General features: G+C 71.8%; 26 protein-coding genes. 18 read left to right on the top strand and 8 right to left on the bottom strand.

What is annotated here, in order from left to right; translation table 11 throughout:
- Nucleotides 1-152 precede the first annotated feature (152 nt).
- Nucleotides 153-1,130, bottom strand: a complete 978-nt coding sequence (locus ACWEFB_RS13110; protein ID WP_452285158.1) for an LLM class flavin-dependent oxidoreductase — start codon at nt 1,128-1,130, stop codon at nt 153-155.
- A gap of 77 nt (nt 1,131-1,207) precedes the next feature.
- Here ACWEFB_RS13110 and ACWEFB_RS13115 point away from each other — a divergent pair, with 77 nt between their 5' ends.
- The 3 genes from ACWEFB_RS13115 (at nt 1,208) to ACWEFB_RS13125 (ending at nt 3,498) form a co-directional block, all read left to right on the top strand.
- The gene (locus ACWEFB_RS13115; protein ID WP_452285159.1) at nt 1,208-2,122 is read left to right on the top strand and encodes a ribokinase; all 915 of its coding nucleotides are present in this window, start codon (nt 1,208-1,210) and stop codon (nt 2,120-2,122) included.
- Between the two features lie 49 nt (nt 2,123-2,171).
- Nucleotides 2,172-2,579 carry a YccF domain-containing protein gene (locus tag ACWEFB_RS13120; protein WP_452285161.1) on the top strand — a complete coding sequence of 136 codons (408 nt, stop codon included), beginning with the start codon at nt 2,172-2,174 and terminating at the stop codon, nt 2,577-2,579.
- Nucleotides 2,580-2,643: 64 nt separating this feature from the next.
- Nucleotides 2,644-3,498 carry a polysaccharide deacetylase family protein gene (locus ACWEFB_RS13125; RefSeq protein ID WP_452285163.1) on the top strand — a complete coding sequence of 285 codons (855 nt, stop codon included), beginning with the start codon at nt 2,644-2,646 and terminating at the stop codon, nt 3,496-3,498.
- Nucleotides 3,499-3,522: 24 nt separating this feature from the next.
- On the opposite strand, the gene ACWEFB_RS13130 is transcribed toward ACWEFB_RS13125, so the two are convergent.
- Complete coding sequence (locus ACWEFB_RS13130) at nt 3,523-4,239, bottom strand: hypothetical protein (protein ID WP_452285165.1); 717 nt, start codon at nt 4,237-4,239, stop codon at nt 3,523-3,525.
- Nucleotides 4,240-4,523: 284 nt separating this feature from the next.
- Between ACWEFB_RS13130 and ACWEFB_RS13135 the strand changes: the two genes are divergently transcribed.
- A complete protein-coding gene (locus tag ACWEFB_RS13135; protein ID WP_452285166.1) occupies nt 4,524-6,245 on the top strand; it encodes an alpha-keto acid decarboxylase family protein in 1,722 nt (573 codons plus the stop codon).
- A 15-nt stretch (nt 6,246-6,260) separates the two neighbouring features.
- On the opposite strand, the gene ACWEFB_RS13140 is transcribed toward ACWEFB_RS13135, so the two are convergent.
- Nucleotides 6,261-6,746: a DUF6232 family protein gene (locus ACWEFB_RS13140; RefSeq protein WP_452285168.1), complete on the bottom strand. Its 486-nt coding sequence runs from the start codon at nt 6,744-6,746 to the stop codon at nt 6,261-6,263.
- Between the two features lie 304 nt (nt 6,747-7,050).
- On the opposite strand from ACWEFB_RS13140, the gene ACWEFB_RS13145 reads away from it, so the two are divergent.
- Both ACWEFB_RS13145 and ACWEFB_RS13150 read left to right on the top strand, forming a co-directional pair.
- Nucleotides 7,051-7,608 carry a hypothetical protein gene (locus tag ACWEFB_RS13145; protein ID WP_452285170.1) on the top strand — a complete coding sequence of 186 codons (558 nt, stop codon included), beginning with the start codon at nt 7,051-7,053 and terminating at the stop codon, nt 7,606-7,608.
- Entirely contained in the window at nt 7,605-9,521 is a 1,917-nt protein-coding gene (locus tag ACWEFB_RS13150) for a PrsW family intramembrane metalloprotease (RefSeq protein WP_452285172.1), read from the top strand. The genes ACWEFB_RS13145 and ACWEFB_RS13150 overlap by 4 nt, the downstream gene beginning before the upstream one ends.
- Here the strand turns inward: ACWEFB_RS13150 and ACWEFB_RS13155 are convergent.
- Nucleotides 9,514-10,020, bottom strand: a complete 507-nt coding sequence (locus ACWEFB_RS13155) for a DUF6232 family protein (protein WP_452285174.1) — start codon at nt 10,018-10,020, stop codon at nt 9,514-9,516. The genes ACWEFB_RS13150 and ACWEFB_RS13155 overlap by 8 nt on opposite strands.
- Before the next feature lie 93 nt (nt 10,021-10,113).
- Here ACWEFB_RS13155 and ACWEFB_RS13160 point away from each other — a divergent pair, with 93 nt between their 5' ends.
- Both ACWEFB_RS13160 and ACWEFB_RS13165 read left to right on the top strand, forming a co-directional pair.
- Entirely contained in the window at nt 10,114-10,887 is a 774-nt protein-coding gene (locus ACWEFB_RS13160; RefSeq protein WP_452285176.1) for an enoyl-CoA hydratase/isomerase family protein, read from the top strand.
- Between the two features lie 117 nt (nt 10,888-11,004).
- Nucleotides 11,005-12,651 (top strand): acetolactate synthase, encoded by a 1,647-nt coding sequence (locus tag ACWEFB_RS13165; protein ID WP_452285177.1) that lies wholly within the window; start codon nt 11,005-11,007, stop codon nt 12,649-12,651.
- Here the strand turns inward: ACWEFB_RS13165 and ACWEFB_RS13170 are convergent.
- From ACWEFB_RS13170 to ACWEFB_RS13185, 4 genes are all read right to left on the bottom strand, one after another.
- On the bottom strand, nt 12,634-14,175 hold the full coding sequence (locus ACWEFB_RS13170) for a hypothetical protein (RefSeq protein ID WP_452285179.1): 1,542 nt from the start codon (nt 14,173-14,175) through the stop codon (nt 12,634-12,636). The genes ACWEFB_RS13165 and ACWEFB_RS13170 overlap by 18 nt on opposite strands.
- Before the next feature lie 161 nt (nt 14,176-14,336).
- On the bottom strand, nt 14,337-14,741 hold the full coding sequence (locus tag ACWEFB_RS13175; RefSeq protein ID WP_452285181.1) for a PLD nuclease N-terminal domain-containing protein: 405 nt from the start codon (nt 14,739-14,741) through the stop codon (nt 14,337-14,339).
- A 27-nt stretch (nt 14,742-14,768) separates the two neighbouring features.
- Nucleotides 14,769-15,104 carry a DUF202 domain-containing protein gene (locus ACWEFB_RS13180; RefSeq protein ID WP_452285183.1) on the bottom strand — a complete coding sequence of 112 codons (336 nt, stop codon included), beginning with the start codon at nt 15,102-15,104 and terminating at the stop codon, nt 14,769-14,771.
- A complete protein-coding gene (locus ACWEFB_RS13185; RefSeq protein ID WP_452285184.1) occupies nt 15,101-15,493 on the bottom strand; it encodes a YidH family protein in 393 nt (130 codons plus the stop codon). The genes ACWEFB_RS13180 and ACWEFB_RS13185 overlap by 4 nt, the downstream gene beginning before the upstream one ends.
- Nucleotides 15,494-15,534: 41 nt before the next feature.
- Here ACWEFB_RS13185 and ACWEFB_RS13190 point away from each other — a divergent pair, with 41 nt between their 5' ends.
- From ACWEFB_RS13190 to ACWEFB_RS13235, 10 genes are all read left to right on the top strand, one after another.
- Entirely contained in the window at nt 15,535-16,386 is an 852-nt protein-coding gene (locus tag ACWEFB_RS13190) for a GNAT family N-acetyltransferase (RefSeq protein ID WP_452285186.1), read from the top strand.
- Between the two features lie 32 nt (nt 16,387-16,418).
- Nucleotides 16,419-16,808 (top strand): hypothetical protein, encoded by a 390-nt coding sequence (locus ACWEFB_RS13195; protein ID WP_452285188.1) that lies wholly within the window; start codon nt 16,419-16,421, stop codon nt 16,806-16,808.
- 199 nt (nt 16,809-17,007) lie between these two features.
- The gene (locus ACWEFB_RS13200) at nt 17,008-17,799 is read left to right on the top strand and encodes an electron transfer flavoprotein subunit beta/FixA family protein (protein ID WP_452285190.1); all 792 of its coding nucleotides are present in this window, start codon (nt 17,008-17,010) and stop codon (nt 17,797-17,799) included.
- A gap of 26 nt (nt 17,800-17,825) precedes the next feature.
- Entirely contained in the window at nt 17,826-18,785 is a 960-nt protein-coding gene (locus ACWEFB_RS13205) for an electron transfer flavoprotein subunit alpha/FixB family protein (protein ID WP_326560566.1), read from the top strand.
- A gap of 243 nt (nt 18,786-19,028) precedes the next feature.
- Nucleotides 19,029-20,207, top strand: a complete 1,179-nt coding sequence (locus ACWEFB_RS13210; protein WP_452285192.1) for a cysteine desulfurase family protein — start codon at nt 19,029-19,031, stop codon at nt 20,205-20,207.
- A 49-nt stretch (nt 20,208-20,256) separates the two neighbouring features.
- On the top strand, nt 20,257-21,330 hold the full coding sequence (gene mnmA / locus ACWEFB_RS13215) for a tRNA 2-thiouridine(34) synthase MnmA (protein WP_452285194.1): 1,074 nt from the start codon (nt 20,257-20,259) through the stop codon (nt 21,328-21,330).
- A 31-nt stretch (nt 21,331-21,361) separates the two neighbouring features.
- Nucleotides 21,362-22,366, top strand: a complete 1,005-nt coding sequence (locus ACWEFB_RS13220) for a methionine synthase (RefSeq protein WP_452285196.1) — start codon at nt 21,362-21,364, stop codon at nt 22,364-22,366.
- Between the two features lie 198 nt (nt 22,367-22,564).
- Nucleotides 22,565-22,924, top strand: coding sequence for a VOC family protein (locus ACWEFB_RS13225; protein ID WP_452285198.1), 360 nt, complete (start codon nt 22,565-22,567; stop codon nt 22,922-22,924).
- Nucleotides 22,925-23,037: 113 nt separating this feature from the next.
- Nucleotides 23,038-23,520 carry a hypothetical protein gene (locus ACWEFB_RS13230; RefSeq protein WP_452285200.1) on the top strand — a complete coding sequence of 161 codons (483 nt, stop codon included), beginning with the start codon at nt 23,038-23,040 and terminating at the stop codon, nt 23,518-23,520.
- 89 nt (nt 23,521-23,609) lie between these two features.
- The gene (locus ACWEFB_RS13235; RefSeq protein WP_452285202.1) at nt 23,610-24,626 is read left to right on the top strand and encodes an ADP-ribosylglycohydrolase family protein; all 1,017 of its coding nucleotides are present in this window, start codon (nt 23,610-23,612) and stop codon (nt 24,624-24,626) included.
- Nucleotides 24,627-24,875 lie beyond the last annotated feature (249 nt).

Consider the following 24,875-nt stretch of genomic DNA (forward strand, 5'->3'; position numbering starts at 1 on the left):
ACACCTGACGATGCCCGAACGTCACCACACCCGGCCTGGCCACCAGCACCTCCAGCACAACCAAGATCAGTTGCACTGAATCCTAGAAACCGCCGCGCGGAAACCGTCGCTAACTTCATGATCAACGAGGTGATCCGGGGGGTTATCCGGGGTTAGCCGGGGAGGAGGGTGGGGGCGGCGAGGGTTATTTGGGTTACGGCCAGTTGGGGGTCGGTGGGGGGGATGAAGATGATCGAGTCGGCGGTGGCGTCGGTGAGGGCCTGTAGGGATGCGGCGCACTGGTCGGGGGTGCCGGCTATGGCGAAGCGGTCTACGTAGTGCTCCGGGAGGGCCGCGGCCAGGTCTTCCGCCTTCGGGTGGGCGGCCACCAGGGCGGCGATCTCCTCGGCCAGGTCGTCGTCGGCGGGGGAGAGGGGCGGACCGCCGAGGAAACGGCCGGCGATCGCCTGACGGGCGTACGACCGGTCGGAGTCGAAGTCGAGGAAACCGTAGACGGTCAGGCGGTGCGGGTCGTCGTTCCGGCCGGCGTCGGCGCGGCCGGCGTCGATCAGGCCCCTGGCCCAGCGCAGGTACGCCGGGCTCGCGCACTCGGCCAGGATCGTCCCGTCCGCCACCTGCCCGGACAGCCGCAGCGACTTCGCGCCGCGTACGCCGGTCGAGATCGGGGGCGGTGCGGCCGGCGGGAACGCCAGCTTCACCCCGTCCAGCTTGGCGTACTGCCCGTCGACGGTGACCGTCTCACCGGCCAGCAGTGCGCGTACGGCGGTGACGGTCTCGCCGAGCACCGCCAGCGGGGACGGGTGGTGGGCGCCGACCTGGCGTACCCAGTCCGGCATGCCGTGGCCGAAACCGGGCAGGATCCGGCCGGGGAAGAGTCGTTCGAGGTTGCTCAACTCCATCGCGGCCAGGGCGGGGTTACGGAACGCGGCCGGCAGGATGCCGATACCGATCCGGATCGTCTCGGTGACCGAGGCGGCGACCGTCGCGGCGGATACCGCTCCGGTGAAGAAGCAGTCCTCGACCACCCAGAGTTCGTCGTAACCGAGTCGCTCGACCAGACGCGCGTAGGCGGGGAGCTGCTCCGGGGGGCTGTCGCAGCGGTACATGACCCCGATTGCCGTCTTTCCCATCCCGGCAGCCTGCCAGAAAACCACCCCAACCGCCGCCTCTAGAATCATGGTCCGCGTCCCACCAGCAGGAGGTGCCCATGAGTCGGCCCCGGGTTGTTGTCGTGGGCAGCGCGAACATGGACCTGGTCGCCATGACGCCGGTCCTGCCGGCGGCCGGGCAGACGGTGCTCGGCAACGACTTCGTGATGGTGCCCGGCGGCAAGGGAGCCAACCAGGCGATCGCCGCCACCAGGGCCGGCGCCTCCGGCGTTTTCCTCGGCGCGATCGGCTCGGACTCGTTCGGCGTGACGCTCAAGGCCCGGATCGCCGCCTCCGGCGTGGACACCGGCCAACTGCGGGTGGTCTACGGCGCCTCCGGGGTGGCCGTGGTCACCGTCGACGCGAACGGCGAGAACACGGTGGTGGTGGCGCCCGGCGCGAACGCCGCGTTCGTCGGCCTCACCGAACCGGAGCTTTCCGCCGTACGCCGGGCGGACGTCCTGGTAACCCAGCTCGAGATCCCGCTCGAAACGGTCCTCGAAGCGGCCACCGCGGCCCGTGCCGCCGGTACCCGGGTGGTGCTCAACGCCGCCCCGGCCCGGGAACTCCCGGCCGAGTTGCTCGACCTGGTCGACCTCCTCGTGGTCAACGAGCATGAGGCGCAGGCGGTCAGCGGCGCGGGCCGGGAGGATCCGGGGGCGCTGCTGGCCGCCGTACCCCGGGCGGTTCTGACCCTCGGCGCCGACGGCGCCTGGTACGGCGACCGGGACGGCACCACCGCGCACATCCCGGGCTTTCCGGTCGACGCGGTCGACACGACCGGTGCCGGTGACGCCTTCACCGGCGCGCTCGCCGTGGCCTGGGGCGAGGGTCGTGACCTGGTCGACGCGGTGCACTGGGCCTGCGCCGCCGGTGCGGCCTGCGCCCGGCACGTCGGCACCTCCGGCTCACTGCCCCGCCGGGACGAGATCGACGCCCTTTTTGCCACCGCCACCGCCCGCCCCGGGCACTGAGCCGCGGCGTTCACCGCCCCCGGTGGCGGGGGTTGGGCACTATGAGGGCATGGTGCGTTTCATCCTCAATCTCCTCTGGCTCATCTTCGGCAGCGGCATCGTCCTCGCCATCGGGTACGGCATCGCGGCGCTGATCTGCTTCGTCCTGATCGTGACGATCCCGTTCGGGGTGGCGTCGCTGCGGTTGGCGTACTACTCGCTGTGGCCGTTCGGCCGGACGCTCACCCCGAAGCCGGGCGCCGGACTGGGTTCGGGCGTGGCCAACGTGCTCTGGGTGATCCTGGCCGGCTGGTGGCTGGCGCTGATGCACGTACTGGCCGGGGTCGCGCTCTGCATCACGATCATCGGGATTCCGTTCGGTATCGCCAACTTCAAGCTCGTACCGGCGGCGTTCTGGCCGCTCGGGCGCGAGGTGGTCGAGATCGACGACCTTCGCCGTCCGGGCGTGGTCGCCTAGCTGCGATAAGTGACGTCCCGGGGGGTCACCACACCCGGACAGACTCGGCGTACGCTCCCGCGACATGAGCGTTGGTGGCGGGCCCACGGGGGCGCCGGGCCGGGGTAAGCCACAGTGGACGGTCGGACTGGTCGTGGTGCTGGCCTTGGCGGGGCTCGTGGTCGCGTTTCCCGGACCGACCACCAGCCCGGCGACCGCCCGGCTCGCCCGTACCGTCGCACCCACCGCCACGGCGACCGCCCAGCCCACCGTCGCGGCCACCCCGGTCGGCGTCTACGCGGCCAGGTTGCCGCGTTTCCCGGCCGCGCCGGTGCCGGAGCCGGTGACCGTGCCGGCCGGGGCTTCGGCCGGTTGGTACTCGCGCATCCCCACCACCCAGCCGGTGGCGTTCGTGACCATCGACGACGGCTGGATCAAACGGCCCGAGGCGCGGCAGTTGCTCGCCGAGGCGCAGGTGCCGGTGACCCTCTTCCTCACCATCGACGCGATCAAGGAGAACCCGGACTACTTCCGGCAACTCCAACTCGCCGCACCCAACGTGGCGATCGAGGCGCACACCCTCACCCACCAGGGACTGCGGGGCAAGTCGTACGCGACCCAGAAGCGGGAGATCTGCGGTTCCGCCGACCGGCTCGGCACGCTGTACGGCCGCCGCCCGGTGCTGTTCCGGCCGCCGTTCGGGGAGAAGGACGGCACCACCCTGCGGGCCGTGCACGACTGCGGTCTGAAGGCGGCCTTCTTCTGGACCGAGTCGGTGGACAAGGGCAAGGTGCGTTACCAGGGTGAGCACAAGATCCACCCCGGCGACATCATCCTGATGCACTTCCGCGACCGGTTCGTGGACGACCTCATCGCGGCGCTGAACGCCATCCACGCCGCCGGGCTGACCCCGGCCGTCCTCGGCGACTACATCCGCTGACCGGACTTTCCGCTGACCGGTGGGTCAGCTCTCGTCCGGGGACCGGTTCTCGCCGCGCCGACGCAGCATGGCCAGGCCCGGAATGCCGGCGATGGCGAGCTTGAGGTCGCGGGTCACGTTGAGCAGGTCGTGGATGTCCGGGCCGACCCGGTCGAGGGTGGCCAGGATCGGCAGTACGTCTGCCGTCAGGTGCCCGGTCAACTTCGGCAGCTCGTCCACCAGCCGGATCGCCGCGTCGACCTCCTCCGGGGTGAGCTGCTCGACGAAACGGCTGGCCATCGGGGCGCCCTTGCGCAGCGTGACGGCGTACGCGCCGAGCAGTTCGTCGACCGTACCCATGGTGGCCTCGGCCCGGGTCATGGTGGCGGCGGCCTTGCCGGCGACGAGTTCCGCCTCGGCGACCACGACCGCCGCGGCGGCGGCCACCCGGCTCGCCTCGTCGATCGGGGCGGCGGCACGGGCGGTCAGCGTCTGCACCTGGTCGACGGCCTTCTCCGTCGACCCGACGATCCGGTCGGTTCGCTCCAGAGTGGACTCCATCCGGTCCAGCGCGGTCTCCACCCGGTCCAGCACGGTGCCGATCCGCCGTACCAGCTCCTCGGCCTGGTCGAGTACGCCGATCGCGCGGGCGGGCAGGCCGGCGAGCGTGGTCGCGGCGTCGGTGGCCTGACCGACGGCCTGACCGACGGCGAATCTGGTCAGGTCGAGCAGGGCGGCGGGCCGGGGGAGGGGGAGCACCATCCCGCAATTGTGCGTCGCCCGGTCGAGTGCCGCCCGACGGCTGATCCACGGCTGGCGGTGTCCTTCGGCCGGCGTGCCGGTCCCCCGTCCCCCCGTCGGCGGCAACCCGCCGGTTTGTCGATTCCCGGTCCCCCGTTCCCGTCGGCGGCAGCCCCGCCGGTTTGTCGATTCCCGGTCCGGGCGGGCGTCGAAGACCGGAAAATGGAACGGACGGACCGCCAGGGCAGCGGCACGGGCGTGGGCGACGGCGACGGGGGCGGCACAGTGCGCGGAGGCACCGGAACATGACCACGGTCGGTGAGCTGCTGCTGAGCCGGCTGCACGACCTCGGGGTACGGCACGTCTTCGGCCTGCCCGGCGATTACAACATGGAGTTCCTCGACCAGATCGAGGCGTTCGAGGGCATCGACTGGGTGGGTAGCTGCAACGAGCTGAACGCCGCGTACGCGGCCGACGGCTACGCCCGCCTCGCCGGTATGTCGGCCATCCTCACCACCTTCGGTCCGGGTGAACTCTCCGCGGTCAACGGGCTGGCCGGGGCGATGGCCGAATCTGTGCCGATCGTGTCGATCGTCGGCGGACCACCGGTCCGGATCATGGACAAGCACACGTCCATGCACCACTCGCTCGGTGACGGCGATTTCGACCGGTGGGTGCGGATCGGCCGGGAGGTGACCGTCGCCCAGACCAGCCTGACCGCCGAGAACGCGGCCACCGAGATCGACCGGGTGCTGTGCGAGGCCTGGCTCGCCCGGCGGCCGGTCTACGTACGCCTGCCCGGTGACGTGGCCCGGCAGGAGGTGGCCGCGCCCCGGTCACCACTGTCCCGGCCCGAGCCGGTGGTCGACGCCGCGCAGCTCGACGCGTTCACCGGGGTCGCCCGGCGGCTGCTGGCCAACGCGAGTCGACCCGCCCTCCTGGTGGGCAACCTGGCGATCCGGTACGACCTCGGGCTGCTCGTACGGTCGGTGATGGTCGACCGGAACTGGCCGGTGGCGACCCAGGGCATGGGCCGGGGCTTCGTCGACGAGTCCGACCCGCACTTCGTCGGCATCTACAACGGTGGGGACAGCGCCGATCCGGTCCGGCAGGTGATCGAGGGCGCGGACGCCCTGGTCTGTGTCGGCACCAAGTTCTTCGACTGGGACGGCCTGTTCACCGCCGACCTGGACCTGTCACTGATCATCGGGCTCAACAGCACCTCCGCATCGGTGGCCGGGGCGACGTTCGAGGGCGTACCGCCGGACGCGGCGCTGCGTGCCCTGTACGGGATCGCGCCGGCGCGTACCGTCGACTGGGAGTCGGCCGTGGCACCCGCCCCCGACCTGGCCGGCGCGCTCGACCCGGCCAGTGACGAGCCGATCCGGCAGGCGCGACTCTGGCCCGCGCTGGCGGCACTGCTGCGCCCCGGCGACGTGCTCCTACCGGAGACCGGCACCCCGTCGTACGGCGTGGCGACCATCCAGCTCCCGCCCGGAACCGACTGCCTCCAGGCACCCCTGTGGGGATCGATCGGGTACGCCACACCGGCTGCCTTCGGTGCCGGGGTGGCGGCACCGCAGCGGCGGGTCGTCCTCGTCACCGGTGACGGGTCGTTGCAGCTCACCGTCCAGGAGATCAGCCGGATGCTGGCCACCGGTCAGCATCCGATCATCGTGGTCCTGAACAACGGCGGCTACACGGTCGAGCGCGCGGTCGACGGGGCACACCAGCGGTACAACGACATCGACAACTGGCGGTACGCACAGATCCCGTCGGTGTTCGCCCGGGACGCCCCGATCGACGCGCACGTGGTCTCCACCGAGGGCGACCTGGCCCGGGTCTTCGCCGGACTGCCCGGCAGACCGGACCGGTTGACCATCATCGAGCTGCTGCTCGACACCCGGGACATGCCGACCGGCATGCCGCGCTGGGGCCAGGAGACAACCGCCCTCGACTACCAGGCACGGATGGCCGAGGATCCTCCCCAGCTTCCCTGGGGCGGCCTGCCGGAGCAGACGACCTGACCCTCCGGGTACGCCTCAGCGCGTGTCGCCGTGTTGCTCGACGGCACGCTGCACGGCCCGGTAGATCTGGCCGAACCGCATCGCGTCGGAGATCTGCAACAGCATCAGTTCCTGCCCCTGGCGCTGCACCCAGAGTTCGTAGACGCCCGATCCCCGGTCGTACGAGCGGTCCAACCAGCTCAGCGGGACTTCGAGGAACGGGATCAGGGCCAGCGCGCCCACCACACAGACGCCGAGGATCGCCGCCGCGACCAGCCAGGTCCCCCGGTCCTGCGCGGCGAAGCCGAGCGAGACCACGCAGACCGTCGCGATCAGCGGCGGGACCGAGAGCAGCAAGATTAGCGTCCCGCGTCCGAGTATCAACCCGGTGCGGGACCGCAGCGAGCCACGGCTGCGGGTGTGCCAGACGTACGTCAATTCGGCGACCGGTACGCGGTGGCCGCCCGCCTGGACCGTCTCGGAGGTCACCTGCACCGTGTCGTCCCGGTAATAGACGGTCACCACTCAAGCAAACCGTGCCTGTCAACAGCCCCAGAGCAAACCCCCTCCACCCCCTCCACCCCCTCCTCCCCGCCGACTAGCCCGACGATCTTGCACTTGTGGTGGTCCACGAATCCGACAAAATCCCCTGATCTGGGCACCACAAGTGCAAGATCGTCGAGGGGTCGGGGTGTGGGGGATCGAGGGGTCGGGGGTTTGGGGGTGCGGGTTCGGGGGTCGGGAGGGATTGACCGTGATCGGTAGCGTGGGGGCGCGATGGGGCGCGTACGGGGGCGACGATCGTACGACGAGGGGTGCGGTGGGCGTGACGGGCTGGAAGAACGCGGGGTGGGCCGTGTTGCTGCTGGTTGGCCTGGCCGCCCTGGCCGGTGTGCCGGCGTTGCTGGCGATACCGCTGCCCAGCGAGGGCGCACCCCTCTCCGACGAGCGGGTCGACATCGGCTTCGGTGCGACCATCGCCCCGCCACCCGGTGCGCGGCTCGATCTGTCCGAATCCCGACCGGGAACCGGTGCCGTGACACTGCTGGCCGGCGGGGTACGCCTGCGCCTGAGCGCGCAGCAGTTCCGCGGCGACGTCGGGCCGTACGTCGCACACGTACGGCACAAGCTCGATCGGGACGAGTGGCTGCGACCGGTCGGCGATCCGGAGCGGGTCACCACCACCTCCGGTGTACCCGGTGAACGGGGCTCGTTGCGTGGTGACGACAGCGTCGACGTCGACCCCGGTTGTTACGCCGTACTGACCGAGCGGTCGATCGGTGTGGTCGTGCTGGCCACCCCGGTGGCGAACTGCGCCGAACTGCCGGCCCCGGTCTGGGCAGCGGTGACCAGCATCGAGATCGACCCGGCGGCGGCACAGTGAACCGCCTGTGGTCGCTGGTCCGTACGCCGAGCTTCTGGATCCTGCTGTCCGTCACCGCGCTCGCCACCGCGGCGACCCTGCTCGTCTCGGTGTTCTTCGCCGTGCTCGCCCCGTGGTCGACGCTGGTCGGCACGCTCCTGGTCACCGTCTACGCGGCGCTCTTCCTGCTCCTGATCCGGCAGTTCGACCGGCTCGGCACCCGTCCCTGGTGGCTGGTCGCGCTGGCGGGGCTCTGGGGCGCGACGGTCTCGGTGCTGGTCGGCGGGACCGCCGGTTTCACCATCGACAACCTGCTCGGGCGCCTGTTCTCGCCCGAGTTCGCCGGCATCTGGGGCGCCATGATCGTCGCCCCGCCGGCCGAGGAGCTGGCAAAGGTCGCCGGGGTGGTGTTCCTGTTCCTGGCCGCCCGCCCCCACCTGCGTACGGTCTTCGCGGGTGCGGTCTACGGGGCGATCATCGGGGTCGGGTTCGCGGCCGTGGAGGATCTCGGTTACGCCGCGTTGGCCGCGGACGACACGCTGCCGGACGACGTCGGCGAGGCACTGCGGATGCTGGTGCTGCGGTTCACCCTGCCCGGTGCGGTCGGTCATCCGCTCTTCACCGCCGTTGCCGGTGCCGGGGTGGCGTACCTCCTCGTCCGTACCGACCGGACGCGGGCGCGGCGGGTGGGTGTCTTTGTCGGTGCCCAGGCACTCGCCTGGCTGACCCACGCGGCGGTCAACTCGCCGGTGGCGATCGCGGTGTCCGACGGGCTCGACCGGCTGCCCGGGTTCGCCGTGCTGACCGGTTACCTGCTGGTGATCGCGATTCCCGGCGCGGCGTCGTTCCACTGGCTCGCCACGCTCCGCCACGCGGACGCGGCCCGGCTGGCGGAGCGGCTCGGCGCCGGTGGACCGGAGTTGGCGACGGCCGACGAGGCCGCCGCGGTGACCACCCTGGGCGGTCGGGGCCGGGCGGCGCGGGCGGTCGTCCGGGCCCACGGCTGGCGGGCCGGTCGGGCGGCGCTGCGCGTCCAACAGGCCCAGTTGCGGCTCGTCGACCTGCCACCGCAGCCGCCGGTCGTCCCCCAACCGATCTGGTACGCCGTGCCTCCGCCCCAGCCCTGGCCAACTGCCCATCCCCAGCCGGCCTCGTATCCCCGGCCGCTTCCCCCTGCCCCGCCGGCCGCGCATCCCTGGGCAGCCGCGTATCCATGGCCTGCCGTTCATCCCCGGCCGGCCTGGTACCCATGGCCGCCAGCGCCGGTCCCACCCTTCCCGGCGGTGCCACCACCGGCCGACGTCCAGGCCCTGCCCGCCCCGGTGCCGCCGCCACCACCGATCGCGGCGGCGGGACCGCTCCCGCCCGCTACTTCCGTGCCGACCGGTACTCCGGCTCTGCCGGCCCCGGTGCAGTGGACCCCGCCGATGCCCCCGCCATCGGCGCCGGCTCCGCCGTGGATGTCACCCCCGCCGTGGGGACCGCCTCCGCCGTGGGGACCGCCGCCCCCACCGTGGACGGGGGTGTCGGGGAGAGTGCCGGTCTACGGGGGTGCACCGGGTGTGTGGGTCCAGCCGAACCCGCCGGTGCCCCGGGCGACCCTGGCCCAGCGCCGTGTGGCGCAACTGGCTCGGGCACGGACGGCGCTGGAGGGGCTGACCGGATCACCCGCCGTGCCGGCCGCCGGTGCCGTACCGGTGCCGGCGCCGACCTGGTTGACCCGTACGGCGATCGGGTTGGCCGTGGTCGGGCTGGCGGCGTGGCCGGCGGTGCCGGTCGCCGGGCTGCTGGTGGCGGTGCCGCTGGTCGGGGCGGCGCGGCGGCACGAGCCGGTGCACCGCGGGCTGCGGTTGGCGACGATCGGTGTGCTGGTCAGTGCCTACTGCTGGGTGGCGAGTGTGCTGGCGCTCGCGCTCTTCCCCGACGTCATCTGAGCGGTCCCGGCAGTCGCGGGTCGGGTCGGCGGGGGCGGTTGGCCGGCTGCCGGTGCTCGACGGCGCGTTGCAGCGCCCGGTAGATCTGACCGAACTTCAGGGCGTCGTGGGTCTGCAGGACCCGGACCGGCTGGCCGTGCCAGCGGACCCAGATCTCCAGCCGGTGCGAACCCCGGGTGTACGACCGGTCCAGGAATTCGAGCAGCAGGTCGGCGACCGGGCCGACGGCGAACCCGACCAGGCACGATACGCCGATGATGGCGAGCGTCAGGATGAACGAGGAGTGGAAGCGGATCGCCAGACCGATGCCGAGTACGGCGGCGACCACCGGACCGATCAGCCCGAACCCGAGCGCTCCGCGTCCGGCCAGTACCCGCCAGGAGCGGTCGCCGCGCTGGTGCCAGATCTCGGCGAGTTCGAGCAGGGGATAGGCGCGTTCGCCGACCCGGATCGCCTCTGAGGTGACCCGTACGGACCGGTCGTCGTAATAGGTGATCATCTTCTTCACGTCCTGGTCACGGGGGACACCAGACAACATACCCAACGAGGGGCGTCGTACTGTGGGTACGCGACTTCGATGTGGAGGTGGAGTGTGGGCGACTTCGTCCGGCTGGAGATCAGCGACGGTATCGGCACCATCCGGCTGGAACGGCCGCCGATGAATGCGCTGAACACCCAGGTGCAGGAGGAGTTGCGATCCGCGGCTGCCACCGTCACCACGGACTCCGACGTCCGTGCGGTCATAGTCTACGGCGGCGAGAAGGTGTTCGCCGCTGGCGCGGACATCAAGGAGATGGCCGACATGTCGTACGTGGACATGGCGGCGCGGGCGGTCGAGCTCTCCAGCGCGCTCGGCGCCATCGCCCGGATCCCCAAGCCGGTGGTCGCGGCGATCACCGGGTACGCCCTCGGCGGCGGCTGCGAACTGGCGCTCGCCTGCGACTGGCGGGTGGCCGCGCAGGACGCGAAACTCGGCCAACCGGAGATCAAGCTCGGCATCATCCCCGGTGCCGGCGGGACCCAGCGGTTGGCACGGCTGGTCGGCCCGGCGCGGGCCAAGGATCTGATCATGTCGGGGCGGATGGTCGACGCCACCGAGGCGCTGGCGATCGGGCTGGTCGACCGGGTGGTGCCGGCCGACCGGGTGTACGCGGAGGCGGTCGCGCTGGTCCAGCCGTACCTGTCGGGTCCGGCCCAGGCGCTGCGGGCGGCGAAGCTGGCTGTCGACGGCGGCCTGGACATGGATCTGAACTCCGGTCTGGCCTGGGAGAGTCAGCTCTTCGCGGCGCTGTTCGCCACCGACGACCGGCGCGAGGGCATGGCCGCGTTCGTGGCCAAGCGGAAACCGGATTTCACCGGCCGGTGACACCGGAGCGGCCGAAAGGGCGCGGGTGGTCCGTCCCGGAGAGAGAGGCGAGTCTTCTTCATCTTTTCCGGGTCGGCCGATAACCTGGGCACCCACGGCGAGGATGAGGGAGCGGCGATGACGGAGCGGATCGAAGGTCACGGCGGCGACTTGGCGGTGGCGGCGCTGCGGGCGTACGGCATCACCGAGATGTTCACCCTCTCCGGCGGCCACGTCTTCCCGCTCTACGACGCCGCACACCGCAGCGAGGTCGACGCCGCCGGCCGACCGCCGATGCGCATCGTCGACGTACGGCACGAGCAGTCCGCCGTCTTCGCCGCCGAGGCGGTGGCCAAGCTGCGCCGCCGTCCCGGGCTCGCCGTGCTCACCGCCGGCCCCGGCGTCACCAACGGCATTTCCGGGCTGACCAGCGCCCACTTCAACGGCTCACCGGTGCTGGTCATCGGCGGCAGGGCCCCGGCCTTCCGGTGGGGCTCGGGCAGCCTCCAGGAGATCGACCACCTGCCACTGGTCACCCCGGTCACCAAGCACGCCGCCACCGTCTTCGACACCGACGGGATCCCCGGCGCGATCGAGACCGCGCTGACCGCCGCGCTCAGCCCGCACCGCGGCCCGGTCTTCCTCGACCTGCCGCTGGAGGTCGTCTTCTCGGTCGGCGAGGCCACCGCGCCGGGCGCGGCGGCGATCGCCCCGCTCGAACCCGATCAGGACGAGGTGGCCAAGGCCGGTCGGCTGATCGCCGGCGCCCAGCGCCCCGTGATCATCGCCGGTTCGGACGTATACGCCGGTGACGCCACCGCCGCGCTGCGCGAGGCCGCCGAGGCGCTACAGGTCCCGGTCTTCACCAACGGCATGGGTCGCGGATCCCTCCCGCCCGACCACCCGCTCGCCTTCGCCAAGGCCCGCCGGACCGCGCTCAACGGCGCGGACGTGATCGTGGTGGTCGGGACCCCGCTCGACTTCCGGCTCGGCTTCGGCGACTTCGGCGACGCCCAGCTCGTACACATCGTGGACGCGCCCACCCAGCGGGCCACCCACGTCCAGCCGGCCGTCAGCCCCGCCGGTGACCTGCGCCTGATCCTCTCCGCGCTCGCCGACCACCAGGGCGACCGTGAGGACCACGCGAGCTGGATCGCCGACCTGCGTTCGGTCGAGAACGCGGCGAAGAAGCGGGACGCGGACGAGATGGCGGCCGAGTCCGACCCGATCCGCCCGGCGCGGGTCTACGGCGAGCTGCGCCGGGTCCTGGACCCGGACGCGGTCACCATCGGCGACGGGGGCGACTTCGTCTCGTACGCCGGTCGGTACCTGGAGCCGTCCCAGCCCGGCACCTGGCTCGACCCCGGCCCGTACGGGTGCCTCGGCACCGGCATGGGCTACGCGATGGGGGCCAGGGTTACCCACCCCGACCGTCAGGTCTGTGTGCTGATGGGCGACGGGGCGGCCGGGTTCTCGCTGATGGACGTCGAGTCGCTGGCCCGGCAGAAGCTGCCGGTGGTGATCGTGGTCGGCAACAACGGCATCTGGGGGCTGGAGAAGCACCCGATGAACGCCATGTACGGCTACGACGTCGCCGCCGACCTGCAACCCGAACTGCGCTACGACGATGTCGTGACCGCGCTCGGCGGGGCGGGGGAGACGGTCGCCAAGGCCGGCGACCTGCGTCCGGCGCTGAAGCGGGCGTTCGACTCCGGGGTGCCGTACCTGGTCAACGTGCTGACGGACCCGGCGGACGCGTACCCGCGCTCATCCAACCTGGCCTGATCCGGCCGGTGCCGCCCCGGCGGACGCATCCTCGGCCGGGGTCGGCTCCTCGGCCGGGGTCGGTTCCTCGGCCGGGCGGCGGGCGGTCAGCAGCAACGGGAGCAGGACGACACCCAGGACGTACGGGGTGAACATGTACCGGGCGCCCTGCATGTTGTTGATCGCCAGCACCGAGAGCTGGTTCCCGGCGGTGAGGCTGGCCAGGGCGAGTACGCCCAGGTCCCGGCGTCGCCAGGCGACCAGCCCGACCACCAGGTACGCCGCGTACGCCCAGCTCGCCCCGCGCCACCAGAGCCACTCCGGGGCGACCGTACGGGCGTTGAGCTTCACCGCGAGATCGGCGGCCCGCTGGCTGAGCGGGGCGGAGTACGCCGCGTGCGCGGCGGGACTGGCCCTGAACAGCGGGTCCCGCGCGACGTACGCCTTGACCGACCACGGGTTCGGGTTGCGGGCGACGTTCCCGGTCGACGCGGGGTTCCAGGCGATCGAGCTGCGGCAGAGCCGGGAGCCGATCACCTCGCCCGGTGAGCGTTCCAGCAGCCGTCCCCAGATCGCCACCAGGTCCGACTTGTGCTCGGCGGCGGCCTCCCGGTTGAACGGCGTCGCCCAGACGGTCGGGTCGACCGAGTAGCAGTCGGCCGATTCCCGCCAGTGGCTCAGCGGCGCCACCTGGGCCATCACCGCCGTGTCCGCGGCGGGGAAGCCGGCCGGGTCTTCGGCGTAGCCGACCGCGATGTCACCGAACAGGGTCTCCAGCGCGACCAGCGAGCCGGCGTCGCGTACGCCGAGGGCGGGCAGCAGCAGCCAGTTGGTCAGCAGCGCGATGGTGATGGCGGTGACGCCCGCGACGATCATCCGTACCGCGGTTCCGCGCAGCACCAGCAGGCAGGCCACGATCAGGACGGCGGTCACGATGAACCCGTTCTGCCGGAACAGGCAGAGCAGGGTCAGTTCGGCCAGCAGGGCGAGGAACAGGCCACGGGGGAGCAGCGGCGTTTCGCCGGCCCGGCGGCGGGCGACCAGACGGGCGACGGTGCCGAGCAGGAAGACGTGGACGATGACGAACGGCACGTCCTTCCAGACCGCCAGCACGAACGAGCCGACCGGTGGCAGGGCGACCAGTACGACGGCGGCGGCGGTCCAGAGCCAGCCGGGTCCGCCGAGCCGCCGCAGCCCGGTCACCGCGTACGTCAGCCCGGTGGCGAGCGCCAGCGTCTGAAGCAGGGTGAGCGCGCCGACCCCGCCGGTGATCTGCAGCGACAACCAGACCAGGGCGGTGTACGTGATCGGGTGGTGGGTGTTCCAGTTCCCGGTGGTCGACTGCCACATGTAGTTGAGCGAGTCGGGGCTGAACAGGCCGGGATAGAAGGCGACCCACCAGAACAGCAGGACGAGCTGGGTGGCGGCGAAGCTGACCAGCGCGTACACCGGCAACCGGTCGCGGCTGACCAGACGCCACCGGGCGGGGGCGGGCGGATCGGTGTCGGAGCGGTGGCCGGTCTCGACCGATGCGTCGTCGTCCATCTCCGCCGTCTCTGGAAGCGTCTCGCGCGGGCACCGTGACCGTGCGTACCGGCCGGTGCCGGACGCGGGTCAAGGCGCCATGGTACGACCGGCCGCCCGCGCCGGGTGAATCGGAGCGGTCGATCCGTTCACCCCGGTTGCTCCCGCCCGATTCGTTCGGGTCACGCCTCGGGGCGCTTCTCCTCCACCGGCGGGTCGTCGGTCTCCCGGCGTCGGATCTCACCCTCGCGGCGGCGCAGGTCCTGTTCCCAGCGCTCGAACAGCTCCCGGTCCTTTTTCGCCTGCTCGTCGGCGAGGGAGGTGAGGAACTCGGGGTTGTCGTCCGGTGCCACCGGCCGGCGCCGCTCGGGGGCGCGTCCACCGGCGGTGCCGCGGTGGGCGGCGGGGACCGGGCGGCCGGCGAGGAACCAGGCGATCGGGCCGACCAGCGGGACGAGAATTATCGGTACCCAGAGGAACCGGGGCAGGGCACGGATGTCAGCCTTGTCCGCGCTGAGGCAGCTGATCAGCGCGATCGCGGCGAGGACGACGTGCGCGACAAAGGCAAATAACATCAGGCGAACCATAAGGCAATGATGACCCACCGGGGCACCTCATCCTAGTGCGCCTACCACCAGCAGCAGGCCAAGTCCGGCGTAACCGACGGTGACCAGGGCCAGCAGGGGCACGGTTCGGCCGCCGGCGGGTCGCGACGGGGTCCGGCTCGCCCGCCGGGTGATCGTGGCCCCGAGGGCGAGCAGCGCTGCCGCCAGGCCGGCGGCGACCACCAACGTGACGGCCATCCCGTCCGCCAGGGCCAGCCGTACGGTGAGGGCGGTGACGGCGGCGAACGCCAGTCCGGTACGCCGACGCGCCAGCCGGGTCCGTTCCGGTTGCAGTCCGGGATCGCGGTCGATCCGTTCCGGTGGCCGACCGGGATCCGGGTTCATCCGCTTCGCACCACCTTCAGCAGCACCGTCGTGACCAGCAGCAGGGCACCGACGGCGACCGCGAGGGCGAGCAGGGCGGGGAACCGGGACGGGGGCAGTTCGGTGCCGAGCCGGATGGCGCGCTCGGTGCGTACCCAGCGGTCGACGGCGTGCAGCGCGACCGCCCCGCCGAGCACCAGCAGTGCGACGGAGATCGCCTCGCGCAGGTGGGACAGCGGCAGCGGGGGGAGGAACTGGGCGATGGCCAGGCCCCCGGCGATGAGCGCCAGCCCCGTACGCAGCCAGGCAAGGAAGGTGCGCTCGTTGGCGAGGGAGAACCGGTAGTCGGGCCGGGTGCCGACCTGGTGCAGCCGTTCCGGGTTCCACCACTGCCTGATCGTTTCACGCACGACCCGAATTATCCGGTCGACGTCGCCCGTAGCCTGGGTGGGTGACTGATCTGGACGTTTTCACGCTGCGGACCGCGTACGACAACCAGTTGCGGGCGCGGGTGCCGGACCCGATGCCGGCCGGGGCGTCGGTGGAGCGGGACGGGCCGCTGCTGCGGTTCCTCGGGCTCGACCACGGGGGGTTCCTCGGCTACCGGGACCTCGACGGGTTGACCGGTGCGGACCTGGACGAGCTGATCAACCGGCAGCGGGAGATCTTCGCCGGGCGGGGCGAGTCGGTGGAGTGGAAGCTGCACGGGCACGACGAGCCCGCCGATCTGCCGGACCGGTTGCGGGCCGCCGGGTTCGTGCCGGAGGAAGAGGAGGCCGTGGTGATCGGCCCGGTCGCGGCCCTGTCGGCCACGCTTCCGGTGCCGCCGCCCGGCGTACGGCTGCGTGAGGTGACCGCCCGCGCGGACCTGGACCGGATCGCGGAGCTGGAGTCGATCGTCTGGGGTGAGCCGCGCGACTGGCTGGCCGATGCGTTGGAGCGGGAGCTGGCGGTGGATCCGGCCGTCTCGCACGCCGGGGCGGGCGCGGACGGCTCGGAGGTCTGGCCGCAGTCGCTGACCGTGGTGGTGGCCGAGGACGTCGAGTCGGGCCGGGTGGTGAGCGCCGGCTGGGTCCGGTACGTCGCCGGCACCGGGTTCGCAACCCTGTGGGGCGGCTCGACCCTGCCGGACTGGCGGGGTCGGGGCATCTACCGGGCGCTGGTCACCTACCGGGCGCGTCTCGCCGACGCCCGTGGGTTCACCCTGTTGCAGGTGGACGCCTCGCCAGACAGCCGGCCGATCCTGGAGCGACTCGGCTTCGTCGTGGTCACCACGACCACCCCGTACGTCTACACTCCTTAACCGTGTCCGAGCCGCTCAGTGATGAGGAGAGGATGACCCTCAAGAGGGCGGCGTTCGGCGCGGTCTTCCTGGTCTCCAACGCCGATCCCGGCGTCCTCTCCATGGTCAGGGAGAGCTTCGCCGCCTCCAACGCGATCGCCGGGAGCACCGGTCTGGTCCGGGAGGTGCTGACCACCGGTGGCCTGCCCCGGTTCACCTCGAACCGGCCGGGCGAGGTGAAGCCCGACGAGGTGGAGTCGGTGGCGCTGCCGGCGCTGCGCAGTGCCGTACGGATCCTGCGCGCCAAGGCCCCGGACGAGTTGGAGAACTACCGGGAGACGGTGCTGCGCGCCGGTGACGAGGTGGCGCGCGCCTCGGACGGGGTGAGCGAGGCGGAGTCGGCGATGCTGGACAAGATCAGGGACGCGTTGTCCATTTCCTGAGCCCACCCCACCCGGCCCGGTCGGGCAGCGGTGAGCTGTGTCACCCTGAGTGCCCGGCCAAGCAATGCTACTGGTAGGTAACATAGCGGGTGGGCAACTCCACAGCGTGCCGCGGTTGACCGATCGTTAAGGAACGCGGGACGCTGCGCCCCGGACCGGGCGAGGCCGGCAACACCAACAGGAGGGTCGTCGAAGCGCGATGAACATCGTCGTACTCGTCAAGCAGGTGCCCGACTCGGGCGCGGACCGCAACCTGCGCAGTGACGACAACACCACCGACCGGGGGTCGGCAAACAACGTCATCAACGAGATGGACGAGTACGCCATCGAAGAGGCGTTGCGGATCAAGGAAGCGCACGGCGGCGAGGTGACCGTGCTGACCATGGGCCCGGACCGGGCCACCGAGTCGATCCGCAAGGCACTGTCGATGGGGCCGGACAAGGCCGTACACGTGCTCGACGACGCGCTGCACGGATCCTGCGCCGTCGCCACCTCCCGGGTGCTCGCGGACGCCCTCGGCACCCTCAACGCCGACCTGGTCATCTGCGGTGCGGAATCCACCGACGGCCGGGTCCAGGTGCTCCCGCACATGCTCGCCGAACGGCTCGGCGTCGCCGCGCTCACCGGTGCCCGCAAGCTCACGGTCGAGCCCGGTGCCGACGGCGCGGTGCTGACCGCGGAGCGGCAGACCGAGGAGGGCTACGAGGTGGTCAGCGCCAACACCCCCGCGGTCGTCTCGGTCTGGGACACCATCAACGAGCCCCGGTACCCCTCGTTCAAGGGGATCATGGCGGCGAAGAAGAAGCCCGTACAGACCCTGTCCCTCGCCGACCTGGGCGTGCCCGCGGCCGAGGTGGGCAGCGCCGGCGCGACCAGTGTCGTGGTCGAGCACAGCAAGCGCCCGCCGCGCTCCGGCGGCGCCAAGGTCACCGACGAGGGCTCCGGCGGCGTCGCGCTGGTGGACTACCTCGCCACCGAGAAGTTCGTCTGAGCAGGTTCGAGAGAGAAGAGACGGTCATGGCTGAAGTGCTTGTCGTGGTCGAGGCCACCACAACGTTCGCTGTCAAGAAGGTCACCCTCGAACTGCTCACCCTGGCCCGCGAGCTGGGTACGCCGTCGGCCGTGGTGCTCGGCGGCCCCGGTGCCGCCGACGCGCTCACCGAGAAGCTGGGCGAGTACGGCGCGGCGAAGATCTACGCCGCGGAGAGCGAGGAGATCGACGGTCACCTGGTGGCCCCGAAGGCCACCGTGCTGGCCGAGCTGGTCAAGCGGGTGCAGCCCGCCGCCGTACTGCTCGGATCCACCCAGGAGGGCAAGGAGATCGCCGGCCGGCTGGCGGTCAAGCTGGACAACGGCATCCTCACCGACGTGGTCGAACTGGCCGCCGACGGCACCGCCACCCAGATTGCCTTCGCCGGTTCCGCCATCGTCAAGTCGAAGGTGACCCGCGGCCTGCCGCTGGTCACCCTGCGGCCGAACTCGGTCACCCCGAGCCCGGCCCCGGCCACCCCCGAGGTGGAGCGGCTCACCGTCGAACTCGGCGCGGCCGACAAGCTGACCCGGGTGGTCCAGCGGGTCGCCGAGCAGAAGGGCTCCCGGCCCGAGCTGACCGAGGCGTCGGTGGTCGTCTCCGGCGGTCGCGGCGTCGGCAACGCGGACAACTTCAAGCTGGTCGAGGAGCTGGCCGACCTGCTCGGCGGCGCGGTCGGCGCGTCCCGGGCCGCGGTCGACTCCGGGTTCTACCCGCACCAGTTCCAGGTCGGACAGACCGGCAAGACCGTGTCGCCGCAGCTCTACGTGGCGCTCGGCATCTCCGGTGCGATCCAGCACCGGGCCGGCATGCAGACCTCGAAGACCATCGTCGCGGTGAACAAGGACGGCGAGGCGCCGATCTTCGAACTCGCCGACTTCGGCGTGGTCGGCGACCTGTTCAAGGTGGTCCCGCAGGCCGCCGAGGAGATCCGCAAGCGCAAGTAGCACCCGCTCCACGGCCGACCCGGCAGGGGTCGGTAAGGAGCGGCAAGTCGTACATGAGGGTGGCCGTCCGGATCCGGGCGGCCACTTTCGGCGTACGCGTTGACGGGGTCGGGGCGGCGTCGATCCGGGCGGGTCGCCGCAATCCGCGCCGAACCGGGCGAGCGGCGGCTGACGCCGAACCAGGCTCGGATTACCGGGCCGGCCGCCCGTGCACTCCTTACGACTGCGGATAGGCTTGTCGCGATGACTTATCTGGATCACGCCGCGACCACGCCGATGCTCGAATCGGCGCTGGAGGCGTACGTCGCCACCGCCCGCGAGGTCGGCAACGCCTCGTCGCTGCACTCCTCCGGCCGGTTGGCCCGCCGCCGCGTGGAGGAGTCCCGCGAACGGGTCGCCGCCGTCCTCGGCGCCCGCCCCTCCGAGGTGATCTTCACCGGCGGCGGTACGGAGAGCGACAACCTCGCGATCAAGGGCATCCACTGGGCCCGCCACACCGCCGAACCGGCCCGCAACCGGGTGGTGGTCAGCTCGGTCGAGCACCACGCCGTACTCGACTCGGTGCACTGGCTGGAGCAGCACGAGGGCGCCGACACCGGGCTGCTGGCGGTCGACGCCACCGGTCGGGTCGACCCGGAGACGCTCGCCGCCGAGCTGCACGAACACGGTGAGCGGACCACCGTGGTCAGCGTCATGTGGGCGAACAACGAGGTCGGTACCGTACAGCCGATCGCCGCGCTCGCCGAGGTCGCCGCCGCGTACGGCATCCCGGTGCACACCGACGCCGTCCAGGCGGTCGGCCAGGTGCCGGTCGACTTCGCCGCCAGCGGGGTGGCCGCGCTCACCCTGACCGGGCACAAGCTCGGCGGCCCGGTCGGCGTCGGTGCCCTCCTGCTCGGCCGGGACGTGCCCTGCGCCCCGCTGCTGCACGGCGGAGGCCAGGAGCGCGACGTCCGCTCCGGCACCCTCGACGCGGCCGGCATCGTCGCCTTCGCGGTCGCGGTCGAGGCCTCCGTCACCGCCCAGCGCGAGTACGCCGCCCGGATCGCCACCCTCCGCGACGACCTGACCAAGCGCCTGGTCGAGGTGGTTCCGGAGGTGGTCCAGAACGGCGACCCGTGCGACCGGCTGCCCGGCAACGCCCACTTCTCCTTCCCCGGCTGCGAGGGCGACGCCCTGCTGATGCTGCTCGACGCCCAGGGGATCGCCTGCTCGACCGGTTCGGCCTGCTCCGCCGGGGTGGCCCAGCCGTCGCACGTACTGCTCGCCATGGGTGCCGACGACGACCGGGCCCGCTCGTCGTTGCGCTTCGCGCTCGGGCACACCTCGACCGCCGAGGACGTCGACGCGCTGATCGCCGCGCTGCCCGCCGCCGTCGAGCGGGCCCGCCGGGCCGGCGCGACCAGGTCTGCCCGGCGCTGACCGTGCGGGCGGTAGAGCTACCCTCGAACAGGTTGAAGGGGGTTTCCCGGTGAGGGTTCTGGCAGCTATGTCCGGCGGGGTCGACTCGGCGGTCGCCGCCGCGCGGGCGGTGGAGGCCGGGCACGAGGTGACCGGCGTGCACCTGGCGCTGTCGCGCAACCCGCAGACGTACCGGACGGGTGCGCGCGGCTGCTGCACGCTGGAGGACTCCCGGGACGCCCGGCGGGCCGCCGACGTGATCGGCATCCCGTTCTACGTCTGGGACATGGCCGACCAGTTCCACGAGGACGTGGTGGACGACTTCGTCGCCGAGTACGCCGCCGGCCGTACGCCGAATCCCTGCCTGCGCTGCAACGAGAAGATCAAGTTCTCGGCGGTGCTGGACCGGGCCGTCGCCCTCGGCTTCGACGCCGTGGTCACCGGACACCACGCCCGGCGCGGCGCGGACGGTCTGCTGCGGCGCAGCGTCGACCTGGCCAAGGACCAGTCGTACGTCCTCGCGGTGCTGACCCGCGAGCAGCTCGACCGGTCGGTCTTCCCGCTCGGCGACTCGACCAAGGCCCAGGTCCGGACCGAGGCGGCCGAGCGTGGGCTGTCCGTGGCCGACAAGCCCGACTCGCACGACATCTGCTTCATTGCCGACGGGGACACCCGCAAGTTCCTCGCCGACCGGCTCGGGGAGGCACCCGGCGACATCGTCGACGCCCGCACCGGAGCCGTCGTCGGCGCCCACGCCGGTGCGTACGCGTACACCGTCGGCCAGCGCAAGGGGCTCTCCCTCGGCGTGCCCGCCCCCGACGGCAAGCCCCGGTACGTGCTCTCCATCACTCCCAAGACCAACACCGTCACCGTCGGACCGGTCGAGGCGCTGGAGGCCAGCGAGGTCGCCGCCCGACGTCCGGTGTGGACCGGCGGCGCCCTGCCGACCGAGGCCACCGAGTGCCAGGTGCAGCTCCGCGCCCACGGTGAGGTCGTTCCGGCCACGGTCCGGGTCAGCGGCGACACCCTGCACGCCGAGCTGGGCCGGCCGGTACGGGGCGTTGCCGCCGGTCAGGCGATCGTGGCGTACCGACCGGATCCGGCCGGCGACGTGGTGCTCGGGTCCGCGACCATCACTGGCTGATTTTCCCGCTTGGTGCACTAACCTCCGGCCTATGGACGCTCAGTCATGGCCATGGCCCACCGGTGCGGCTACCGGTATCGGTTCGATGCCCGGCACGGATGTCGCGGAGGTGCAGCGGATCGTGCTGGGCGAACTGCCCGCACTGCCGCACCTGGCGGAACTGCCCGGCCGGGGGCCCGGTGCCGACGTGATCGGCCGTACCGCCGGGTTCCTGGTCGACCTGCCGGTGGAGTTGTACACCGGCCGGTGGCGGGTGGCGGCGCGTTCCGGCAAGGACCTCCGCCGCGCCCATGACCTGCTGGAACGGGACCTCGACCAGCTCACCGAGCAGGCCGACGGCTTCACCGGCACAGTCAAGATCCAGGCGGCCGGACCGCTGACCATGGCCGCCAACGTCGACCTCGCCATCGGTGGCCGGCTGCTGCGCGACCCCGGTGCCGTACGGGACCTGACCGACTCGCTCGCCGAGGGGCTGCGCGGGCACGTGGCCGACGTACGGCGACGGCTGCCCGGTGCGACCGTACTGCTGCAACTCGACGAGCCGTCGCTGCCGGCGGTGCTCGCCGGGCACGTGCCGACGGAGAGCGGCTTCAGCGCGTACCGGGCGGTCGAGACGAGCGCCGCCCGTGACCTGCTGCGGATAGTGGTCGACGCCGCCGACGCCCCGCTCGTGGTGCACTGCTGCGCCCCCGACGTACCGCTGGACCTGTTCCGTACCGCCGGAGCCGTCGCCGTCGCGTTCGACCTCGACCTGATCACCCAGTTCGACCCGCTCGGCGAGGCGATCGAGTCCGGCCTCGGCCTGCTGGTCGGCGCCGTCCCGTCCACGCTCCCCGCCTCCGGCGTGGCCCCCTCGGCGGAACAGGTGGCCGACCGCGTCCGCACCCTCTGGGGCAAACTCGGCTTCCCCCGCCCCCGGTTGGCCCAGCAGGTGGTAGTCACCCCCACCTGCGGCCTGGCCGGCGCCACCCCCGAATACGCCCGCACCGCCCTAACCACCGCCCGTGAGGCGGCCCGCCGCCTCCACGAGGTCTGACCCGCCCCCGCCCCCGCCCCCGCCCCCGCCCCCGCCCCCGTCCCCGTCCCCGCCCGTTTCCGTGCGTCGATCTTGCAGTTGTGGCGCCCCGAATAGCGGTACTGGTCCCGGTTTGTGTACCGCCACAACTGCAAGATCGACGCGTTGATCGGGTGGGGGGAGCGTTTTTGTGTCGTAGTCAGGGGGAAGGGTGGGGGCATGGTTGGTGAACTGCGGAGTGTGGTGATCGACTGTCCGGATCCTCGGGGGCTGGCTGCCTTCTACGGGGAGTTGCTGGGGCGGTCGGTGGTCTACGACAGTGATGACTGGGTGACGCTCGGAGGAGGGCCGGGGCAGTCCCGGGTGGCCTTTCAGCTCGCTCCCGACCTGCTCGAACCCCGGTGGCCCGATCCGGAACGGCCGCAGCAGGTCCACCTCGACGTGACGGTGGAGGACATCGAGGAGGCCGAGCCGAAGGTGCTCGCCCTCGGTGCCACCCGGCTCCCCGGTGGGGGAAAGGACTTCCGGGTCTACGCCGACCCGGCGGGCCACCCCTTCTGCCTGTGCTGGGACAACTGACCGGATCGGATCGACGGTTGTTGCCCATCTCTACAGTGGAAGATTCTTCACGTGCTGCCGCTGACGGAGACGCCTTGGACACCGACGAGCCCCGCAACCCATCGTGGTCATCAGTGGAGAATCGGCTGATCGCCGAGATCGACGACATCCGGGCGACCATCAAACACGCCGACACCAAAGCCTCCGCCCTGCTGAGCTGGGTGGGTGCGGTGTTGGTACTGGTGGTGGCCATCCTGGCCTCCGGCGGGCAGGGAGCTAACGCCGGAATGACCGTGGCACTCGTCGGAGGTTGGCTCGGTGCCGGGCTGATGACCCTCGCGGTGGTCGAGCTGATGTACGTGGTGCGTACGCAACTCACCGGCACCGGCTGGTCCCGGTACGCGGCGGTGCGGACCACCGACGAGTTGGTCGGCATCATCCGGAGCGACGTCGAGGTGGACGAGGCGCAGAGAACGTACCTGCTTGCCGTCCGTCTGATGATCGTCTCCGGGATCGCCAAGCGGAAGGCGCGCCGGATCCGGCTTGCCACCCACTACCTGGTGGGCGGCTTCCTGACCCTGGTCGTCGTCGCCTGTCTCTTCGCCATCGCACGCTAGACCGTTGCCGGGAAGCGCCCGCGCCGTCCAGGACGTGGGAGGGCCCCGGCTCGCCCGAGTGGGTTGACGGCGACCGGCATGATCTCCGCATGGGGTGGACGGAATCGGGTCGGCCGGCGCTGGGCGCGTCGGGGTCGTTGTTCGGGCTGGCGTACGGGGACGCGCTGGGCAAGCCGACCGAGTTCATGACGGTCGCGCAGATCGAGGCGCGTTACGGCCCCGGCGGCCCGCGCGACCTGACCGGGGATCCCGCCCTCGTCACCGACGACACCCAGATGGCACTGGCCGTCGGTGGGGCGTTGCACGAGGCACCGGCAGCCACCCCGGAGATCCTCGAACCGTTGCTGCGCGCCCGGTTCCTGGCCTGGGCCGTCAGCCCCGACAACAACCGGGCGCCGGGCATGACCTGCCTGCGGGCCTGCGGTGAACTGGCCAAGGGCGGCCCCTGGCAGACGGCGACCGTGGCCGGATCCAAGGGCTGCGGCGCCAACATGCGGGTCACCCCGGTCGGGCTGGTGCCGACGTACGACCTGGACACCCTCGCCGGAGTCGCCCAGCTCCAGGCGGGGCTCACCCACGGGCACCCGACCGGGCTCGCGGCGAGCGAGCTGACCGCGTACGCGGTCCGGGTGTTGCGCGACGGCGCGGCGCTGGCCGACGTGCCCGGCCTGCTGCGGCAGCGGGCCATCGGTCAGCGGACGGTCTATCGGGGTGACTGGCTGGGGGACCTGTGGCAGCGTCCGGGGGTCGGTGACCCGGCCGAGTTCATCACCCGTGGCTGGGACGAGTGCCTGGGGGCGCTCGATCGGCTCGAAGAGGTGTTGGCGGAGCCGGACGACGGGGAAGACCCGTGCCTGGCCACCGGTGAGGGCTGGATCGCCGAGGAGGCGCTGGCGACCGCGCTGCTCTGCGCGCTGCGGCACCCGGACGACCCGGTGTCGGCCCTGGCCCGAGCGGCGACCACCTCCGGTGACTCGGACTCGATCGCCGCCCTGGCCGGGGCGTTCCTCGGCGCGGCGGACGGCCTGGCAATCTTCCCCGAGGACTGGCTCGACCGGATCGAGTACGCCGACCAGCTCGCCGCCCTCGGCAACGCCTGGGACTGAGCCGACCCACGCCGGCCACCGCCACCGTCACCTGGTCATGGGGATGAAACGAGCCACCTCGTGCATCCCGAGCCCGGTGTAGAGCCGACGTGGCAGGGGATAGCCGTTGTCGCCACGGGGTCCGATGCTCCGGACAGCCACACGTCCGCGAATCCCAGGAGGGGATCACCCCAGGTGAGGGTGGCGTCGGGAACCGGGCTGCCGTCACCCCGTGCGCCGGCCCAGGCCACGTTACCGGCATGCAGGCGC

The organism is Micromonospora sp. NPDC004704, assembly GCF_053601675.1.

Excerpts from the sequence above, each read along its gene's own strand:
- ACWEFB_RS13110 (WP_452285158.1), bottom strand. The coding sequence starts at position 1,130 with ATGGGAAAGACGGCAATCGGGGTCATGTACCGCTGCGACAGCCCCCCG.
- ACWEFB_RS13115 (WP_452285159.1), top strand. The coding sequence starts at position 1,208 with ATGAGTCGGCCCCGGGTTGTTGTCGTGGGCAGCGCGAACATGGACCTG.
- ACWEFB_RS13120 (WP_452285161.1), top strand. The coding sequence starts at position 2,172 with ATGGTGCGTTTCATCCTCAATCTCCTCTGGCTCATCTTCGGCAGCGGC.
- ACWEFB_RS13125 (WP_452285163.1), top strand. The coding sequence starts at position 2,644 with ATGAGCGTTGGTGGCGGGCCCACGGGGGCGCCGGGCCGGGGTAAGCCA.
- ACWEFB_RS13130 (WP_452285165.1), bottom strand. The coding sequence starts at position 4,239 with ATGGTGCTCCCCCTCCCCCGGCCCGCCGCCCTGCTCGACCTGACCAGA.
- ACWEFB_RS13135 (WP_452285166.1), top strand. The coding sequence starts at position 4,524 with ATGACCACGGTCGGTGAGCTGCTGCTGAGCCGGCTGCACGACCTCGGG.
- ACWEFB_RS13155 (WP_452285174.1), bottom strand. The coding sequence starts at position 10,020 with ATGATCACCTATTACGACGACCGGTCCGTACGGGTCACCTCAGAGGCG.
- ACWEFB_RS13165 (WP_452285177.1), top strand. The coding sequence starts at position 11,005 with ATGACGGAGCGGATCGAAGGTCACGGCGGCGACTTGGCGGTGGCGGCG.
- ACWEFB_RS13170 (WP_452285179.1), bottom strand. The coding sequence starts at position 14,175 with ATGGACGACGACGCATCGGTCGAGACCGGCCACCGCTCCGACACCGAT.
- ACWEFB_RS13175 (WP_452285181.1), bottom strand. The coding sequence starts at position 14,741 with ATGGTTCGCCTGATGTTATTTGCCTTTGTCGCGCACGTCGTCCTCGCC.
- ACWEFB_RS13180 (WP_452285183.1), bottom strand. The coding sequence starts at position 15,104 with ATGAACCCGGATCCCGGTCGGCCACCGGAACGGATCGACCGCGATCCC.
- ACWEFB_RS13195 (WP_452285188.1), top strand. The coding sequence starts at position 16,419 with ATGACCCTCAAGAGGGCGGCGTTCGGCGCGGTCTTCCTGGTCTCCAAC.
- ACWEFB_RS13200 (WP_452285190.1), top strand. The coding sequence starts at position 17,008 with ATGAACATCGTCGTACTCGTCAAGCAGGTGCCCGACTCGGGCGCGGAC.
- ACWEFB_RS13205 (WP_326560566.1), top strand. The coding sequence starts at position 17,826 with ATGGCTGAAGTGCTTGTCGTGGTCGAGGCCACCACAACGTTCGCTGTC.
- ACWEFB_RS13210 (WP_452285192.1), top strand. The coding sequence starts at position 19,029 with ATGACTTATCTGGATCACGCCGCGACCACGCCGATGCTCGAATCGGCG.
- ACWEFB_RS13220 (WP_452285196.1), top strand. The coding sequence starts at position 21,362 with ATGGACGCTCAGTCATGGCCATGGCCCACCGGTGCGGCTACCGGTATC.
- ACWEFB_RS13225 (WP_452285198.1), top strand. The coding sequence starts at position 22,565 with ATGGTTGGTGAACTGCGGAGTGTGGTGATCGACTGTCCGGATCCTCGG.
- ACWEFB_RS13235 (WP_452285202.1), top strand. The coding sequence starts at position 23,610 with ATGGGGTGGACGGAATCGGGTCGGCCGGCGCTGGGCGCGTCGGGGTCG.